The sequence below is a fragment of the Pseudomonas sp. 29 genome, from assembly GCF_002754355.1.
Taxonomy (GTDB): Bacteria; Pseudomonadota; Gammaproteobacteria; order Pseudomonadales; family Pseudomonadaceae; genus Aquipseudomonas; species Aquipseudomonas neuropathica.
Genome location: NZ_PEEY01000001.1, coordinates 2,391,821 through 2,407,768, shown reverse-complemented (window position 1 = coordinate 2,407,768; position 15,948 = coordinate 2,391,821). Strand labels below are relative to the sequence as shown.

Sequence of the window (15,948 nt, the reverse complement as noted above, 5' to 3'; positions counted from 1 at the left end):
GAAAAACGCCTCCGGATGACTATCTGTCATTGCCCCGAGGCGCTCCGGTGAGGGAAAATGCCCTCCTTTTTTCCGTTTCAATCTATTCACACCCAGGAGATCAGCGATGCCTAGCCGTCGTGAGCGTGCCAACGCCATTCGTGCCCTCAGCATGGATGCCGTGCAAAAAGCCAACAGCGGCCATCCCGGTGCCCCTATGGGTATGGCAGATATCGCCGAAGTGCTTTGGCGCGACTACCTCAAGCACAACCCGAGCAATCCATCGTTCGCCGACCGTGACCGCTTCGTGCTGTCCAACGGCCATGGCTCGATGTTGATCTACTCGCTGCTGCACCTGACCGGTTACGACCTGTCGATCGAAGACCTCAAGCAGTTCCGTCAACTGCACAGCCGCACCCCGGGCCACCCTGAATTCGGTTACACCCCGGGCGTTGAAACCACCACCGGCCCGCTGGGTCAGGGGCTGGCCAACGCCGTCGGTTTCGCTCTGGCAGAAAAAGTCCTGGCAGCGCAGTTCAACCGCCCAAACCACAACATCGTTGACCACCACACCTACGTGTTCCTGGGTGATGGCTGCATGATGGAAGGCATTTCCCACGAAGTCGCATCCTTGGCCGGTACGCTGGGTCTGGGCAAGCTGATCGCTTTCTACGATGACAACGGCATCTCCATCGACGGCGAAGTCGAAGGGTGGTTCACCGATGACACGCCGAAGCGTTTCGAAGCCTACAACTGGCAAGTGATCCGTAACGTTGACGGTCACGACCCGGAAGAGATCAAAACCGCCATCGAAACCGCGCGCAAGAGCCCCCTGCCGACCCTGATCTGCTGCAAGACCACCATCGGTTTCGGTTCGCCAAACAAGCAGGGCAAAGAAGACTGCCATGGCGCTCCACTGGGTGATGCGGAAATCGCGCTGACCCGTCAGGCGCTGAACTGGAACCACGGCCCGTTCGAAATCCCGGCCGACATCTATGCCGAGTGGGATGCCAAGGAAAAAGGTCGCGCGGCCGAAGCCGAGTGGGATCAGCGTTTCGCTGCCTACTCCGCTGCATTCCCGACCGAAGCCAACGAACTGGTGCGTCGTCTGAGCGGTGAGCTGCCGGCCGATTTCTCCGAAAAAGCTTCGGCTTACATCGCTGAAGTTGCGGCCAAAGGCGAAACCATCGCCAGCCGTAAAGCCAGCCAGAACACCCTGAACGCGTTCGGCCCGTTGCTGCCGGAACTGCTCGGCGGCTCCGCTGACCTGGCCGGTTCCAACCTGACCCTGTGGAAAGGTTGCAAAGGCGTCAGCGCTGAAGATGCCAGCGGCAACTACATGTACTACGGCGTGCGCGAATTCGGCATGACCGCAATCATGAACGGCGTGACCCTGCACGGCGGCCTGGTGCCTTACGGCGCGACCTTCCTGATGTTCATGGAATACGCCCGCAACGCCGTGCGCATGTCCGCGCTGATGAAGAAGCAAGTGATCCACGTCTACACCCACGACTCCATCGGTCTGGGCGAAGACGGCCCGACGCACCAGCCGATCGAACAACTGACCAGCCTGCGTACCACACCAAACCTCGACACCTGGCGTCCAGCCGATGCCGTTGAATCGGCCGTGGCCTGGAAAAATGCGCTGGAGCGCAAGGATGGCCCTTCGGCGCTGATCTTCTCGCGTCAGAACCTGCAGCACCAGGAACGCGATGCCGGCCAGATTGCCGACATCAGCCGTGGCGGTTACGTGCTGAAGGACTGCGCAGGCGAGCCTGAGCTGATCCTGATCGCCACCGGTTCGGAAGTCGGTCTGGCTGTTCAGGCGTTCGACAAACTGACCGAACAAGGTCGCAAGGTGCGTGTGGTTTCCATGCCGTGCACCAGCGTTTTCGATGCTCAGGACGCTGGCTACAAACAAGCCGTGCTGCCGTTGCAGGTCAGCGCGCGTATCGCGATCGAAGCGGCACACGCCGACTTCTGGTTCAAGTACGTGGGTCTGGAAGGTCGCGTGATTGGCATGACCACTTACGGCGAATCGGCTCCGGCTTCGGCACTGTTCGAAGAGTTCGGTTTTACCCTGGAAAACATCCTGGGTCAGGCTGAAGAACTGCTGGAAGACTGATCCAGAAAAGATGTCGTCTGAGCTGACGCCTTCGCGAACAAGCTCGCTCCCACATTGGAACGCATTTCCCTGTGGGAGCGAGCTTGCTCGCGAAAGCGTTGGTTCGGGCAACATCGCACTGCCTGATTCACCACGGTAATCGAGAACCCCATGCCTCAACCGCGTCCTTACAAAGTTGCACTCAACGGCTACGGCCGGATTGGTCGTTGCGTCTTGCGTGCGTTGTTTGAGCGAGGCGAGAAAGCCGGGTTTGAAATTGTCGCGATCAACGATCTGGCGGACATGGCCAGCATCGAATACCTGACACGCTTTGACTCCACCCACGGCCGCTTTCCGGGCGAAGTGCGAGTAGAAGGCGATTGTCTCTATATTAATGGCGACTGCGTGAAGGTCCTGCGCAGTGCCACCCCCGAAGGCATCGATTGGGCGTCACTCGGCGTCGATCTGGTGCTCGAATGCTCCGGCGCCTACAACACCCGTGAAGACGGCCAGCGTTTCCTTAACGCCGGCGCGCCGCGCGTATTGTTCTCGCAGCCGATGGCCAGCGAGGCGGATGTCGACGCCACCATCGTTTACGGCGTCAATCAGGATTGCCTGACCGGCGACGAACTGCTGGTGTCCAACGCCTCCTGTACGACCAATTGCGGTGTGCCGCTGTTGCGTCTGCTCGACAAGGCGATCGGCCTCGATTATGTGTCGATCACCACCATTCACTCGGCGATGAACGATCAGCCAGTGATCGACGCCTATCACCACGAAGACCTGCGCCGCACCCGTTCGGCGTTCCAGTCGGTGATCCCGGTGTCCACTGGTCTGGCGCGTGGTATCGAGCGCCTGCTGCCGGAACTTGCCGGGCGAATTCAGGCCAAAGCCGTACGCGTGCCGACGGTCAACGTGTCCTGCCTCGACATCACGATGCAGACCGCCACGGCGACCGACGCCAATGAGGTCAACCGGATCCTGCGCGAAGCCGCCACCAGTGGCCCGCTCAAAGGCCTGCTGGCTTACACCGAATTGCCGCACGCCAGTTGTGATTTCAACCATGACCCACATTCGGCCATCGTCGATGCCAGTCAGACCCGTGTTTCCGGCCCAAAACTGGTGAACATCCTGGCCTGGTTCGACAACGAATGGGGTTTTGCCAACCGAATGCTGGACGTTGCAGAACACTATCTGCAAACAGCAACTTCAAAAAAACCGTAGGAAGTGCGACCCATGACCGTGTTGAAGATGTCCGACCTCGATCTGCAAGGTAAGCGCGTATTGATCCGCGAAGACCTCAACGTCCCAGTCAAGGACGGTGTTGTCACCAGCGATGCGCGTATCCTGGCTTCGCTGCCGACCATCAAGCTGGCCCTGGAAAAAGGCGCGGCCGTGATGGTCTGCTCGCACCTTGGCCGCCCGACCGAAGGCGAATTCTCCGCCGAGAACAGCCTCAAGCCTGTCGCCGACTACCTGAGCAAGGCCTTGGGCCGCGAAGTGCCGCTGGTGGCTGATTACCTGGGCGGCGTTGACGTCAAGGCCGGCGACATCGTGCTGTTCGAAAACGTGCGCTTCAACAAAGGCGAGAAAAAGAACGCTGACGAACTGGCCCAGCAATACGCCGCCCTGTGCGACGTGTTCGTGATGGACGCTTTCGGCACCGCGCACCGTGCCGAGGGTTCGACCCACGGCGTGGCCAAGTTCGCCAAAGTTGCGGCCGCTGGTCCACTGCTGGCCGCTGAACTGGATGCACTGGGCAAAGCGCTGGGCGCGCCGGCTCAGCCGATGGCGGCCATCGTTGCCGGCTCCAAGGTGTCGACCAAACTCGACGTGCTGAACAGCCTGAGCCAGATCTGCAATCAACTGATCGTCGGCGGCGGCATCGCCAACACCTTCCTCGCGGCGGCCGGTCACCCGGTTGGCAAATCGCTGTACGAACCGGATCTGCTCGACACCGCGCGCGCCATCGCTGCCAAAGTCAGCGTGCCGCTGCCGGTTGACGTGGTGGTTGCCAAAGAATTCGCTGAAACCGCTGAAGCCACCGTCAAGCTGATCGCTGACGTCGCGGCGGACGACATGATTCTGGACATCGGCCCGCAAACCGCTGCCAACTTCGCCGAATTGCTGAAATCGTCGAAAACCATTCTGTGGAACGGTCCGGTCGGCGTGTTTGAATTCGACCAGTTCGGTAACGGCACCAAAGTGCTGGCTCAGGCCATCGCTGAAAGCTCGGCATTCTCGATTGCTGGCGGTGGCGATACCTTGGCCGCGATCGATAAATATGGCGTGGCTGAGCAAATCTCCTACATTTCCACCGGTGGTGGCGCGTTCCTCGAATTCGTCGAAGGCAAAGTGCTGCCCGCCGTTGAAGTCCTGGAAAGCCGGGCCAAGGCCTGAGGCCGCCCGTTTGGCCAGGCAAAGGAGTGTTTACATGGTCAAGTCGTTAGCACTGTTGTTGCTGACCGGTACGCTGGCGGCCTGCGGGAGTAACCCGAAGGCCGAAGCCACGCCGGCGCCGAGCGAGTCGCAGAAGGGCTGTTATCAGGCCGACTGGCAGGCCGAAACCAACCCGGTGCTGAACAAGCGTTCGGGGCCGGACGGCCTGGACAAATACGAGACGCAAACCCCGGCCAAGGAACATGGTTGTCCTTGACGGGTCTGACTCTTTAACTCAGGGCTGGCGGCGTGCGCCGTCAGTCGAGGAACACGGATGAAAGGCTTGATCGCCATCGCGGCGTTGGCATTGTTGGGCGGTTGCGCGCAGTTGAACCTGTTTCAGTCGTCTGCTCCGGCGGATCACTGGACCACCTGGACCTGCGACAGCCAGGCCAAAGTGCTGTGGCGTTACGCCGATGCCGGCCAGAAGGAAGTCGACGTTCGACTGGGTGGCGGTGATCAGGTCTATCGCCTGAAAGAAGAGCCGGGCGCCTCGGGCACGCTGTACAGCGACGGCATGCTGGCGTTTCACGTCAAGGGAGAGGAAGGCTTGGTGTACTGGGTCGCCACCAATGACCTGATCGGCCGCGGCTGCAAAGCGCAGTAATTGACACAACACAGATCCAATGTGGAAACCGATCCAACTGTGGGAGCGAGCTTGCTCGCGAAAGCGGTGGATCAGCTTGCATCAATGCTGAATGCCAAGCCGCATTCGCGAGCAAGCTCGCTCCCACAGGGGTTCTGTGTAGCTCTCAGGATTTTGCTTTATCGAATCACCAGACCGGGCCTCAACCCCCGATCTGCAATCACTTGAATAGCCGCCGCCGCTCCGGCAGGCTGGCACGATTAACGACCCTCAACCGGGAGAGACACACACAATGGCACTTATCAGCATGCGCCAGATGTTGGACCACGCAGCCGAATTCGGCTACGGCGTTCCAGCCTTCAACGTCAACAACCTTGAGCAGATGCGCGCCATCATGGAAGCCGCTGACAAGACTGACTCCCCGGTGATCGTTCAGGCTTCGGCCGGCGCTCGCAAATACGCCGGCGCGCCTTTCCTGCGTCACCTGATCCTCGCCGCGATCGAAGAATTCCCGCACATCCCGGTGTGCATGCACCAGGACCACGGCACCAGTCCTGATGTCTGCCAGCGCTCGATCCAACTGGGCTTCAGCTCGGTGATGATGGACGGCTCGCTGGGCGAAGACGGCAAGACCCCGACCGACTACGACTACAACGTCCGCGTTACCCAACAAACTGTAGCCATGGCTCACGCCTGCGGCGTATCGGTTGAAGGCGAGCTGGGCTGCCTGGGTTCGCTGGAAACCGGCATGGCCGGTGAAGAAGACGGCATCGGCGCTGAAGGCGTTCTGGATCACAGCCAAATGCTGACCGACCCGGAAGAAGCCGCTGACTTCGTCAAGCGCACCCAAGTCGATGCCCTGGCCATCGCCATCGGCACCAGCCACGGCGCCTACAAGTTCACCAAGCCACCGACCGGTGACGTGCTGGCGATCGACCGCATCAAGGAAATCCACAAGCGCATCCCGAACACCCACCTGGTGATGCACGGTTCCTCGTCGGTGCCACAAGAGTGGCTGGCGATCATCAACCAGTACGGCGGCGACATCAAAGAAACCTACGGCGTGCCGGTTGAAGAAATCGTCGAAGGCATCAAGCACGGCGTGCGCAAGGTCAACATCGACACCGACCTGCGTCTGGCATCCACCGGTGCGATGCGTCGCCTGATGGCCACCAACCCGAGCGAATTTGACCCACGTAAATTCTTCGGCGCGACTGTTACTGCGATGCGTGATGTGTGTATCGCTCGTTATGAAGCGTTTGGTACTGCGGGTAATGCTTCGAAGATCAAACCGATCTCGCTGGAAGCGATGTATCAGCGTTATCTGAAGGGTGAGTTGAACGCCAAGGTTAACTAAGCCTGAGCGTTAGACTGCTTTAAAAGAAACCCGCCGTGAGGCGGGTTTTTTGTGGGTGAAATGTTTGGTAGTGATACTTGAAAATCCTCACTTGAAATGTCACCCATAGTGAACTTTAATGATTTTTATCAGCTTAAAGTCCGATATGGGTGACATTTTGATCCTGAACAATCCTGCGATTTTCGCCGAACGCATTCGTCAGCTGCGAAAAGCCAAGGGCTACAGTCAGCTAATGCTGGCGCATAAGGCCAAATGCAGTCGCAAGACCATCATCGATCTTGAGGCCGGTGAAAACGTCGCTTTTTATACCGTGTTCCGGGTGATTGCCGCGTTGGGCATGGCGCTTGAAATCGTCGACAACCGAATCGATCTCAAGTCGCTCGCCGATCTGGTAGAGCATGATGAATAAGGTCAAACGACTCAACGTCATGACGCCGCAAGGCTGCGCGGGCGAGCTATCCAAAGGTTCGCAGTTCTCGTTTGCCTACCAGACGGCAGAAGCGTCTCGGGAAGTCTCGTTGGTCATGCCCTATGACCCGACGCCCGCAGTGAGCAATGTACTGCACCCAATATTTGATATGAATGTGCCCGAAGGTTTTCTGGCCGATCAGATCAAGCGCCGGATGGCCAAGCATATGCAGGTCGATGAAATGCGCCTGCTATCGGTCATTGGCGGTAATCAGATTGGGCGCCTTACTTATGAAAATCCGACTGAGCCCTCTACCGCTGTGCGCGCACAGGTCGGTCTGCAAGACATTCTGTCTGCCGACGCCTCTCAGGGTGTTTTCAACTTTCTGGTTGAAACCTACTTCGAGTCGGGTATTTCCGGAGTGCAGCCCAAGGTACTGGTGCCTGACCTGGACAAACTCACCGGTAGCCGAAAAACAATGCTCAGCTCCGATCTTATCGTCAAATCAGGAGCCGAGGAGTATGAGCACTTGGCCCAGAACGAGTTTCTGTGTCTGGAGGCGGCGAGGATGGCAGGATTGGAAACACCACCGTTCTGGCTTTCCGAGAGCGGTGAGCTATTTGTCATGGAGCGGTTTGACCTGACGTCGTCTGGCCGGCTCGGCTTCGAAGACATGGCGGTACTGTTGGGTCTTAACAAAGATCCTCACGACAATTACAAGTATTCGCAGAGCTATGAAACCCTCGCGGCTGTCATCCGCCAGGTATGTCGCCATGCCGAACCGATACGAGAGCTGGAGCGATACTTTTCGTCAGTCTGCCTTTCGGTGATGGTGCGCAATGGCGATGCACATCTGAAGAACTTCGGCGTGATATACACGCAGCCCGCGGCTCCAGAAACCGTGCAGTTAGCCCCGATTTACGATGTTACGACCACCACGGTCTATGAAAACTACAACCCGAAGTCCGGGCGGTCACTGGTTGACCGTACCCTGGCAATCAAAATGAATAAAACCAAAGACTACCCGGATCGCCAGCAACTGGTTGAGTTCGGTCGCAAACACTGCGCGGTGGATAGGCCGGCATTGATCATCGACCGGATAGCTGAGGCAATGAGTCAGGCACTGACTGCTCATCGGTCGCGAGTGGATGCTGAATTGTTTGTGGGGATGCAGCGCGAATGGGATGTCGGGCGTGCAGTTGCCTTGAATGACTCGGTTGGGTCGGGGTTGAAGCGTAAGCCTGTATTGGATGCGAGGAAGAAACGCTCGAAGTGAGTTTGCTAGGATCGGGTGCTCATCAGGTGCCGGCGTTCTATATTTCACTTTTATTGGAGGGGAGTCGAACATTTGGCTTCGGCTCGGGCGGGTTTTTTAACTGCATAAATAAAAAACCGCCTGAAAGGCGGTTTTTACAGTTTGTCAAAGCAGAAAGTATGAGTTTCTAACGTTTAAACTAGTCAACCGTGAACTTATATACGTCTGACCATTTTGTATTGTCAGCAACACCATTTACCAAGGCTGTTGCAACAACATTTTGTACGCCTTTATTTGGGAAGCTAATTGTAAATCCAAAATTTCCGTCTGCGTAAGAATCTCCTGATCCTAACTGAGTCGCACCGTTTGGAGATAGTGTGACGTAGATCTTGCGGTTAGGAACGGATGTTCCGGTAATGAAAAAGGCATTTACGTCTTTTCGGATGGCTGTGATACGTGTTTCATTAGCCATATTTATTACTCCTTGTAATGTTTGTGGGGCCTTGCCTGGTTTCTGAATGAGGCAAGTTCAGCCAATTGTATTTCTGTGTTTACTCTTGGCTTGAGGGAATGTTAAGCGGTTATCTTATAAGGGGGACCTGTAATAACTGACAGGTTTTAATGTTCATTGGCGATAGATTTATTCTGGGTTATTACTTTTATGCTGAATTCAGGTGGCGCTTCGAAGGGGGCATCTTGTTGTTTTAAATCGTTCTGATAAATAACCCGCCAAGAGGCGGGTTTTTTGTGGGAGGGGTTTCTCGCGGTAACGAAGCTATCCAAAAGTCAGAGAAAATGGCGCTGCCGCGTGTTCAATGGCGTTGACCACATGGGGCGCCTGTTCGCGATATTGAGGATAGCGCTCGAGCACCGCTTCAACCGAGGCAAGCAGATGCTGAATGCGCTCCTTGGGTTGGTCGATTTCACAGGTGTGAGCGAACTCCAGTAGTCCTTGTCGTGAGGCGAACATTGACTTGTTGCCCGCCAGATCCAATGCCAGAACATCTTCTGGAATATAGGCCGTGGTGTTGACGATGTCGTAAGCGGGCGCCAGATGCGCATCGCGTTGCGTCGGTTCGGAATAGAGCAAACCGAAGTTTTTCAAATGAGCGTCGCCATTTCCAACGATGCAACTCAGGGCAACGCTCTCGAAGAGTTGATCAAGCGACGTACGCAAGTGTCTCAACGGGCAAAACACTCGAACAGCCTTGGCGATTGCCGCATAACTCTTGCTGTACTTCTGGTTAGCCGATAGCCCCATCAGTACTGCCATGTCTTCAAACCCAATCGGATTGAGCTGGTCGTCGCGGTCAAATCGACGCATGACAAACAGTTTGGCGTTGTCGGAAAGGTAAAACGGTGGAACGGGAATACCCGCCTCTTTCGCCATGGACATGCAAAGGAATTCGTTGATCGCCAAGCCCGGGAATTCGTCTCTTCCACTCTTGATGATCAGATCCGAGGTTTTGGATGTCACTCTCGGCAACTCTATTTCTTGCCGCTCCGGCACCAGCAATTTGGGTTGAACACCTGAAATGCCTGCCCGCAGGATGTAGCGATCAAGCATGTCGGCGAAGATATCTTGCGTACCGTCCCACGTGAGAATCTCTTCGAGTTTTTCTCCCGGAAATTCTTGTGCCTGCAACAATGCATCAACGGTTTCAGAGCGTACATGAACCCTGCCAATCGGCGATGTACTGCCGGAAAGCGCCAGTAGCAGCATCGGGTCGACGTTCACAGTTTTGGCCAAGCGGTTGCGCAACTGCTCCAGTACATAGCCTTCTGGCAGGTTCATCTGAAAAACAGGGTGCAGCTCGCGCCGACGAAATTCGTCATGTCGCACAGGCATCGAGAGGCTGATCGCCATTTGTGGCGATGCATCTTCGTGATAACGGAAAGTGAAATCCTCGGCATCGCTGAACAGTCTGCCGCTATTACCTTCAGGGGTACTGACTTGAAGAGAGGACATTTTCATTCGAATAAATCTCCAAGCTCTTCAAGGGTTGGCATCGTTGCTGGAACCACCGAGAGCTCGCAGTCCAAAGCAGCCAAGACGCGCGCGTAAGCGATCATGCCGACAGAAAGGGTGCCTTTCTCCACCGCGATGACTTTGTATCGCGTCAGTCCCGCCAGATCGGCAAGCTGCGCCTGCGTCAGGCCACGATTTATACGTTTTTCACGTAATTGAATGCCGAGACGGGTGATCAATAGAGAGTAATCCATGTTGCGCTACCGTAACATTTTGATGTCAATGTAGCGTATACGGAACATTAAATCTATTTGACCTAGGAAACCCGCCAAGAGGCGGGTTTTTTTGTGGACGGGTTATTCCTTTAGTTCGACATGATCCAGTGCCTGATTCACCGCCAATTCACCGAGCATGACCACTTGCGCAATGCCCAGGGCAGTCTTGCGGTGTGAGGTATCGAGCATGGCGGCGAAGTTGTTGAGCATTTCGCTGGCTGAACCCAGGGTTTCGCTGGCGTTGGCCAGCAGGGATTCGGTGTTGTACTTCGGGTTGGCGAGGTACATGGGCTCGGGTTTGTGCGTGCTGGCCATGATGAAGGCGGACGGTTTGAGGTAATGGTCGAGGGCGCGCTCGGCGGCGTCGTTGAGTTTTTTTGAGTCGAGGGATTCGTAAGGGGATGCGGGATCTGTTTCTGGTGGGTGTGGCGTTGATCTGATCATGTTTCGTCTCCGGTAAATGGAGCCGACACCGGATCGCTACTAAACGAAGAGGGTGGCAGCTGAACGCAGGTTAGTAGACCGGGGAGACGCGACCGGCGCACCCGAAGGCGCCCTGCGTACAGCTACCATCAAGTGCAGGCTTAGAAATACCTGACTGAACGGATGCACATACGCTTCGCGTAACCACGGGCTACTAAACCCGATCACTGGAAATCAGTGACGCGAATCAAGTTACCGATGGCCCGCCAGGCGCACAAGCCGGCGGATTCTGGCGTAGTGGTAGGCAACGACGCAAGGTGTTGTAGGCATCTGGAAGTAACCGCCCACAGATCTAAACAGCACTGTTTAAAGGTAGGAGCTGCCGAAGGCTACGATCTTTTGATTTTGTCTTTTTAGAAGCGAAAACAAGATCAAAAGATCGTCCGATCGCGGCCCGAGCCTTCGGCAGATCCTGCAGTGGGGTTTGGGTTATTTATCGTGATCGATGTCGAGTTTGGAGAAGGTCACTTGGCCACCTTCGCTGGTGTACCCGGTGTTGTCCTGCACATAAACCCCAGCCTTGAAATACAACGGCTTGTTGCGCCAAGTTGCACTGATCTGTGAATCCCACTGATACCCCGCCGCACTCACACCCAACGCACCGCCAGGACTCAGGTGAATCAAGTAGTTGAATTCGCGATCCAGTTTGATCCCGGTCGCCAGCGTGATGACGCGACTCTCATCCTCGTCCGGATGCATGCGCACCTTGATCACCAAGTTGCCGGTCTCGGTTTTTGTCTTGTACTGATACTCAAGTTTGACCATCGGCTTCTGGCTTTCATAAGCATGAATCTGGCCGATGACGATCTTGCCGGAGCTCGGCACTTTGTTCACCGTGACGGTCGCGCGCAATGAATTGTCGGCATCCGGGTAATACCAGTTGCGCAGGGTGCCGTTGCTGTAGGTTTCGCGCAGTTCGGTGCGCGGATAAATGGCGTTTTCGGTTTTTGACCCGGTAACCGGTGACCAGAAGAACAAGGTGCCGGTGTCGGAATGGAAGTACTGATCTTTGAAGCCGTTCACCAGTTTTGAGGTTTCGACGGTGTATGGCGGGCTGCCAACGGGAACGCTGAGGTTCCAGGTTGCGAGGTCGATCATGTCGGTTCTTCCACTCAGTTCATCCTGAACGCGGGTGCCAGAAGCTCTAGCCCGCGCCTTTTCGGGCGGCCTTTATAAGCGTAGAGGGATTTTTTGTTAATGCCCGTTTGGCAGATGATTGACGTCAACATCCTGTCGAAATGCCATCTCTGCCGGTTTCCGGGGGCTTCAGCGGTGACCGTTAGTCGGCAAATTCACTCTTTGGTTAAATGATGGCCTGATGACAGCTTCTGCTTTCCTGGATCCAGTACTAGAGTGAAGGCTCAGTATGTGTGCGGTTTTTATCGGAAACCGACCGAAAGTCCCGACAAGAGAAGCAGCATGGAATGCGCGCAACCCCCGCCAGGTGAAGGCAGCTCTGTCCTTTTGATCGTTGATGATTACCCTGAAAATCTGATCAGCATGCGCGCGTTGCTGCAGCGCCAGGATTGGCACGTCCTCACCGCAGCCTCCGGTTTCGAAGCGCTCAATATTCTGCTCTCCCACGACGTCGATCTGGTGCTGCTGGATGTGCAGATGCCGGGCATGGATGGCTTTGAAGTTGCGCGATTGATGCGTGGCAGCCAGCGCACGCGCCTGACGCCGATTATCTTTCTGACTGCCAACGAGCAATCCCAGGACGCCGTGATCAAAGGCTATGCCAGTGGCGCGGTGGATTACCTGTTCAAGCCGTTCGACCCGCAGATCCTCAAGCCCAAAGTTCAGGCGTTGCTGGAACATCAGCGCAATCGCCGCGCGTTGCAGCGCTTGAGTCATGATCTGGAGTTGGCGCGCGCCTTCAATGCTTCGGTGCTGGATAACGCTGCCGAAGGGATATTGGTGGTGGGCGAGGACGGTTTGATCCGCTTTGCCAACCCGGCGATTTCACGACTGCTCAATGCCCCGGTGAAGGAACTGGAAGGTAAGGAATTTCTCGACTACCTGCAGAAACCGCACATTCCGCTGTGGGCCGATTCCGAGTTTTATGCCAGCTACAGGCGTGGCGAGACGCTAAGACTCCACGACGCCTTGTTGCGCACCGCGCCCGGCCAGCAAGTGCCGGTGGCGCTGTCCTGCGCCGCGCTGCCCAGCGAGCAACACGCGATGGTGGTGACCGTGCTCGATATGTCGGTGGTCCGGCACTTGCACCAGCAACTGGAATTTCAAGCGGTGACCGATCCACTGACCGGGTTGCTCAACCGACGCGGGTTTTACCAGACCGTTGAAAACCTGCTGCTGCGTGGCGAGCGCAGTGATAGCAGCTGGGTGTTGCTGTATCTGGATCTCGACGGCTTCAAACGGGTTAACGATTCGCTAGGCCACGATGCCGGCGATCGGGTGTTGCGCTGGGTTTCCGAGCAATTGAAGGCATGTCTGCGGCCGTTCGACATTCTTGCGCGCATGGGCGGCGATGAATTTACCGCGCTGCTGGATCTGGAGTTTCCCGAGCAAGCGGCGAAGATTGCCGAAAAACTCATCGAACGGGTGTCGATCTGTCAGCAGATTGAAGGGTTGGACATCGCTCTAGGCGCCAGTATCGGCATCGCCACTTACCCGGACTGCGGCTCGGACCTTGACGGGTTGCTGCGTGCCTCCGACATCGCCATGTACGAAGCCAAGCGCGCCGGGCGCCAACAATATCGTTTCTACGATCATGAAATGAACGGCCGGGCGCGCTCGCGGTTGATGCTCGAAGAGAGCGTGCGTGCCGCCATCGAGAACCGCGATTTCAACTTGGTGTATCAGCCGCAGGTGGCCATCGACACGGGCCAGATTCGTGGCTTCGAAGCCTTGTTGCGCTGGCAGCACCCGAGCGTTGGCGATGTGCCGCCGGGGTTGTTCTTGCCGTTGCTGGAAGAGGCGCGGCTGATCAGCCGCCTCGGCAGCTGGATTTATCATCGTGGTGCCGGTCAGCGCAAAGCCTGGGAAACCCTGTTTGCCGAAGATCTGGTGCTCGGTGTGAGTTTGAGCAACACCCAGTTCAGCCTGCCGAATCTGGTCACCGAGTTGCGTCAGGTGATGGAACGACATGCCTTGCAGCCTCGGCAACTGGAGGTCGAGGTCACCGAAGAAGCGCTGATGCAGAATCCCGACGAAACCCGCAAACAACTGCGGTTGCTGCGCAATCTGGGCGTGCGGGTGGCGCTGGATGACTTCGGTTCCGGGCCGTGTTCGCTGGCGCATTTGCGTGATCTGGAGCTGGATACCCTCAAGCTTGATCGCCATCTTATTGCGCGGTTGCCGGACTCCAAACGCGACGCCTCGCTGGTCAGTACGGTGATCAGTCTGTGCAAACAATACGGTTTGCTGGTGATTGCCGAGGGGGTGGAAACCATCGAGCAATACCAATGGCTGCAAGCCCATGGCTGCGAATACGTGCAGGGTTTCCTCGTCGCGCGGCCGCTGATGGCCGAGGATGCGGTCAGCTTCGCCGAACCGTTTGACTGGAGCGCGCTGCCCGGTTGAATTCGCTACACTGGCGCACCTTTTCGAACCGTGTCGCTCGTCCATGACTGTGTTGAAGTACCTCCAGGCCTATCCCGCGCAATTGCAGGACCAGGTGCGCCAGCTGATTGCCGAAGGGCGTCTGGGTGATTACCTGAATCAACGCTATTCAGGGCGACACGACGTGCAGAGCGACAAGGCTTTGTACAGCTACGCGCTGGACCTGAAGCAGGAGTACCTGCGCAACGCCCCGGCCATCGACAAGGTGCTGTTCGACAACCGCCTCGACCTGACCCACCGCGCTCTGGGTCTGCACACCACGGTTTCACGGGTGCAGGGCGGCAAGCTCAAGGCCAAGAAAGAGATTCGTATCGCCTCGTTGTTCAAAGACGCCGCGCCGGACTTTCTGAAAATGATCGTGGTGCATGAACTGGCGCACTTCAAAGAGTCGGATCACAACAAGGCGTTCTATAAATTGTGCGAGCACATGCTGCCGGGGTATCACCAGGTCGAGTTTGATCTGCGTGTGTACCTGACGTGGCGCGATATGCAGGCTTAACAGTACGCAACCAGGAAGGTGTGGATGGACGTCAGCAAGACCAAAAGCAGTTTCTACCGCCGCTTGTATGTGGCGTACCTGATCGACAGCGGTCTGGCGCCGAGCGTGCCGACGCTGACCGACGTGACCGGCATGCCCCGGCGCACGGCGCAGGACACGATTGCCGCGTTGGCGGATCTGGATATCGTCTGTGAATTTGAGCAGGAAGAGGGTGCGCGCAATCACGCCGGGCGCTATCGGATTCGCGAGTGGGGGGCGATTGATCGTGGGTGGATCGAGCGTAATTTGCGGCAGATCAAGGCAGTTCTGGGATATCCCTGAAAAGCCCCTCACCCCAGCCCTCTCCCAGAGGGAGAGGGAGCCGATTGGGGGATATTGGAGAAGTACGCCGACTTGAGCGAATTTCTCTGAATCCATAATCGACTCGGCTTTTCAGGTCGATGTCTGCCGCAAGACAATAAGGTCAGTCCCCTCTCCCTCCGGGAGAGGGCTAGGGTGAGGGGCTCTTCAGGAACGACGCATCCCGATATGCGGAATGTCATCCTCCAGATATTCCTCACCCGCCACAACAAACCCGTACTTGCCGTAATACCCCTGCAAATGCGCCTGCGCCGACAGATAGATCGGCACCTGCGGCCAATGCTTCTCGGCCTGTTTCAGTGCTTGCTCCATCATTTCATGCCCTAGCCCTTTGCCGCGCCCCTGCGGTGCGGTAATCACGCGGCCGATCACCACGTCACCACCCTGGGATTCCGGATCGAGCAGGCGCAGATACGCCATCAACTGATCATCTTCCCAACCCATCAGGTGATAGGTGTCGCCTTCCAGATCCTGGCCATCGAGGTCCGGATAGGCGCATTTCTGCTCGACGACGAACACGTCAGAGCGCAGCTTCAGCAGTGCGTATAGCTGTTCCTTGCCCAGATCACTGTGATGTTTGCAGACCCATTCGATTGTCATTTGCCGATTCCTTGAACGTGTCGCCCGATACTAAGCGCCTGTGGCAAAGAT

The 15,948-nt window shown here is 56.7% G+C and carries 17 protein-coding genes; 11 read left to right on the top strand and 6 right to left on the bottom strand.

Annotated elements, in window-relative coordinates:
* The first annotated feature begins 106 nt into the window (after positions 1–106).
* From tkt to CLU80_RS11200, 8 genes are all read left to right on the top strand, one after another.
* On the top strand, positions 107–2,104 hold the full coding sequence (gene tkt, locus CLU80_RS11235) for a transketolase (protein WP_093429867.1): 1,998 nt from the start codon (positions 107–109) through the stop codon (positions 2,102–2,104).
* A gap of 150 nt (positions 2,105–2,254) precedes the next feature.
* Positions 2,255–3,307, top strand: a complete 1,053-nt coding sequence (epd, locus tag CLU80_RS11230) for an erythrose-4-phosphate dehydrogenase (protein WP_099757398.1) — start codon at positions 2,255–2,257, stop codon at positions 3,305–3,307.
* A 12-nt stretch (positions 3,308–3,319) separates the two neighbouring features.
* The gene (locus CLU80_RS11225) at positions 3,320–4,483 is read left to right on the top strand and encodes a phosphoglycerate kinase (protein WP_008081033.1); all 1,164 of its coding nucleotides are present in this window, start codon (positions 3,320–3,322) and stop codon (positions 4,481–4,483) included.
* 34 nt (positions 4,484–4,517) lie between these two features.
* The gene (locus CLU80_RS11220; protein WP_007913756.1) at positions 4,518–4,739 is read left to right on the top strand and encodes a hypothetical protein; all 222 of its coding nucleotides are present in this window, start codon (positions 4,518–4,520) and stop codon (positions 4,737–4,739) included.
* A 57-nt stretch (positions 4,740–4,796) separates the two neighbouring features.
* Positions 4,797–5,129, top strand: coding sequence for an MliC family protein (locus CLU80_RS11215; RefSeq protein WP_093429869.1), 333 nt, complete (start codon positions 4,797–4,799; stop codon positions 5,127–5,129).
* Positions 5,130–5,400: 271 nt separating this feature from the next.
* A complete protein-coding gene (gene fba / locus CLU80_RS11210) occupies positions 5,401–6,465 on the top strand; it encodes a class II fructose-bisphosphate aldolase (protein WP_008081027.1) in 1,065 nt (354 codons plus the stop codon).
* Positions 6,466–6,610: 145 nt separating this feature from the next.
* Positions 6,611–6,874 (top strand): helix-turn-helix transcriptional regulator, encoded by a 264-nt coding sequence (locus CLU80_RS11205; RefSeq protein ID WP_286079730.1) that lies wholly within the window; start codon positions 6,611–6,613, stop codon positions 6,872–6,874.
* Positions 6,867–8,150, top strand: a complete 1,284-nt coding sequence (locus tag CLU80_RS11200; protein ID WP_099757397.1) for a type II toxin-antitoxin system HipA family toxin — start codon at positions 6,867–6,869, stop codon at positions 8,148–8,150. Before CLU80_RS11205 ends, CLU80_RS11200 begins: the two co-directional genes overlap by 8 nt.
* Positions 8,151–8,328: 178 nt before the next feature.
* Here CLU80_RS11200 and CLU80_RS30210 read toward each other — a convergent pair whose 3' ends face one another.
* The 5 genes from CLU80_RS30210 to CLU80_RS11180 form a co-directional block, all read right to left on the bottom strand.
* Positions 8,329–8,601: an Ig-like domain-containing protein gene (locus CLU80_RS30210; protein WP_286079729.1), complete on the bottom strand. Its 273-nt coding sequence runs from the start codon at positions 8,599–8,601 to the stop codon at positions 8,329–8,331.
* Positions 8,602–8,904: 303 nt separating this feature from the next.
* Positions 8,905–10,104, bottom strand: a complete 1,200-nt coding sequence (locus tag CLU80_RS11195) for a type II toxin-antitoxin system HipA family toxin (RefSeq protein WP_099757396.1) — start codon at positions 10,102–10,104, stop codon at positions 8,905–8,907.
* Positions 10,101–10,352, bottom strand: a complete 252-nt coding sequence (locus CLU80_RS11190) for a helix-turn-helix domain-containing protein (RefSeq protein ID WP_007913766.1) — start codon at positions 10,350–10,352, stop codon at positions 10,101–10,103. The genes CLU80_RS11195 and CLU80_RS11190 overlap by 4 nt, the downstream gene beginning before the upstream one ends.
* Positions 10,353–10,454: 102 nt before the next feature.
* Positions 10,455–10,817 (bottom strand): DUF6124 family protein, encoded by a 363-nt coding sequence (locus CLU80_RS11185; RefSeq protein WP_099757395.1) that lies wholly within the window; start codon positions 10,815–10,817, stop codon positions 10,455–10,457.
* 468 nt (positions 10,818–11,285) lie between these two features.
* Positions 11,286–11,954 carry a polysaccharide lyase family 7 protein gene (locus tag CLU80_RS11180; protein WP_093429873.1) on the bottom strand — a complete coding sequence of 223 codons (669 nt, stop codon included), beginning with the start codon at positions 11,952–11,954 and terminating at the stop codon, positions 11,286–11,288.
* Between the two features lie 321 nt (positions 11,955–12,275).
* On the opposite strand from CLU80_RS11180, the gene CLU80_RS11175 reads away from it, so the two are divergent.
* Genes CLU80_RS11175 through CLU80_RS11165 form a run of 3 tightly spaced genes read left to right on the top strand, consistent with a single transcriptional unit; the run spans position 12,276 to position 15,258 of the window.
* Entirely contained in the window at positions 12,276–14,399 is a 2,124-nt protein-coding gene (locus CLU80_RS11175; RefSeq protein ID WP_093429874.1) for a putative bifunctional diguanylate cyclase/phosphodiesterase, read from the top strand.
* Between the two features lie 43 nt (positions 14,400–14,442).
* Complete coding sequence (locus CLU80_RS11170) at positions 14,443–14,937, top strand: M48 metallopeptidase family protein (RefSeq protein ID WP_099757394.1); 495 nt, start codon at positions 14,443–14,445, stop codon at positions 14,935–14,937.
* A gap of 24 nt (positions 14,938–14,961) precedes the next feature.
* Positions 14,962–15,258, top strand: coding sequence for a winged helix-turn-helix domain-containing protein (locus CLU80_RS11165; protein WP_099757393.1), 297 nt, complete (start codon positions 14,962–14,964; stop codon positions 15,256–15,258).
* Between the two features lie 186 nt (positions 15,259–15,444).
* On the opposite strand, the gene CLU80_RS11160 is transcribed toward CLU80_RS11165, so the two are convergent.
* A complete protein-coding gene (locus CLU80_RS11160; RefSeq protein WP_099757392.1) occupies positions 15,445–15,897 on the bottom strand; it encodes a GNAT family N-acetyltransferase in 453 nt (150 codons plus the stop codon).
* Positions 15,898–15,948: the final 51 nt, after the last annotated feature.

What these genes read in the sequence shown, in the direction of transcription:
- tkt (WP_093429867.1), top strand. Translation starts at nt 107, where the DNA reads ATGCCTAGCCGTCGTGAGCGTGCCAACGCCATTCGTGCCCTCAGCATG.
- epd (WP_099757398.1), top strand. Translation starts at nt 2,255, where the DNA reads ATGCCTCAACCGCGTCCTTACAAAGTTGCACTCAACGGCTACGGCCGG.
- CLU80_RS11225 (WP_008081033.1), top strand. Translation starts at nt 3,320, where the DNA reads ATGACCGTGTTGAAGATGTCCGACCTCGATCTGCAAGGTAAGCGCGTA.
- CLU80_RS11220 (WP_007913756.1), top strand. Translation starts at nt 4,518, where the DNA reads ATGGTCAAGTCGTTAGCACTGTTGTTGCTGACCGGTACGCTGGCGGCC.
- CLU80_RS11215 (WP_093429869.1), top strand. Translation starts at nt 4,797, where the DNA reads ATGAAAGGCTTGATCGCCATCGCGGCGTTGGCATTGTTGGGCGGTTGC.
- fba (WP_008081027.1), top strand. Translation starts at nt 5,401, where the DNA reads ATGGCACTTATCAGCATGCGCCAGATGTTGGACCACGCAGCCGAATTC.
- CLU80_RS11205 (WP_286079730.1), top strand. Translation starts at nt 6,611, where the DNA reads ATGGGTGACATTTTGATCCTGAACAATCCTGCGATTTTCGCCGAACGC.
- CLU80_RS11200 (WP_099757397.1), top strand. Translation starts at nt 6,867, where the DNA reads ATGAATAAGGTCAAACGACTCAACGTCATGACGCCGCAAGGCTGCGCG.
- CLU80_RS30210 (WP_286079729.1), bottom strand. Translation starts at nt 8,601, where the DNA reads ATGGCTAATGAAACACGTATCACAGCCATCCGAAAAGACGTAAATGCC.
- CLU80_RS11195 (WP_099757396.1), bottom strand. Translation starts at nt 10,104, where the DNA reads ATGAAAATGTCCTCTCTTCAAGTCAGTACCCCTGAAGGTAATAGCGGC.
- CLU80_RS11190 (WP_007913766.1), bottom strand. Translation starts at nt 10,352, where the DNA reads ATGGATTACTCTCTATTGATCACCCGTCTCGGCATTCAATTACGTGAA.
- CLU80_RS11185 (WP_099757395.1), bottom strand. Translation starts at nt 10,817, where the DNA reads ATGATCAGATCAACGCCACACCCACCAGAAACAGATCCCGCATCCCCT.
- CLU80_RS11180 (WP_093429873.1), bottom strand. Translation starts at nt 11,954, where the DNA reads ATGATCGACCTCGCAACCTGGAACCTCAGCGTTCCCGTTGGCAGCCCG.
- CLU80_RS11175 (WP_093429874.1), top strand. Translation starts at nt 12,276, where the DNA reads ATGGAATGCGCGCAACCCCCGCCAGGTGAAGGCAGCTCTGTCCTTTTG.
- CLU80_RS11170 (WP_099757394.1), top strand. Translation starts at nt 14,443, where the DNA reads ATGACTGTGTTGAAGTACCTCCAGGCCTATCCCGCGCAATTGCAGGAC.
- CLU80_RS11165 (WP_099757393.1), top strand. Translation starts at nt 14,962, where the DNA reads ATGGACGTCAGCAAGACCAAAAGCAGTTTCTACCGCCGCTTGTATGTG.
- CLU80_RS11160 (WP_099757392.1), bottom strand. Translation starts at nt 15,897, where the DNA reads ATGACAATCGAATGGGTCTGCAAACATCACAGTGATCTGGGCAAGGAA.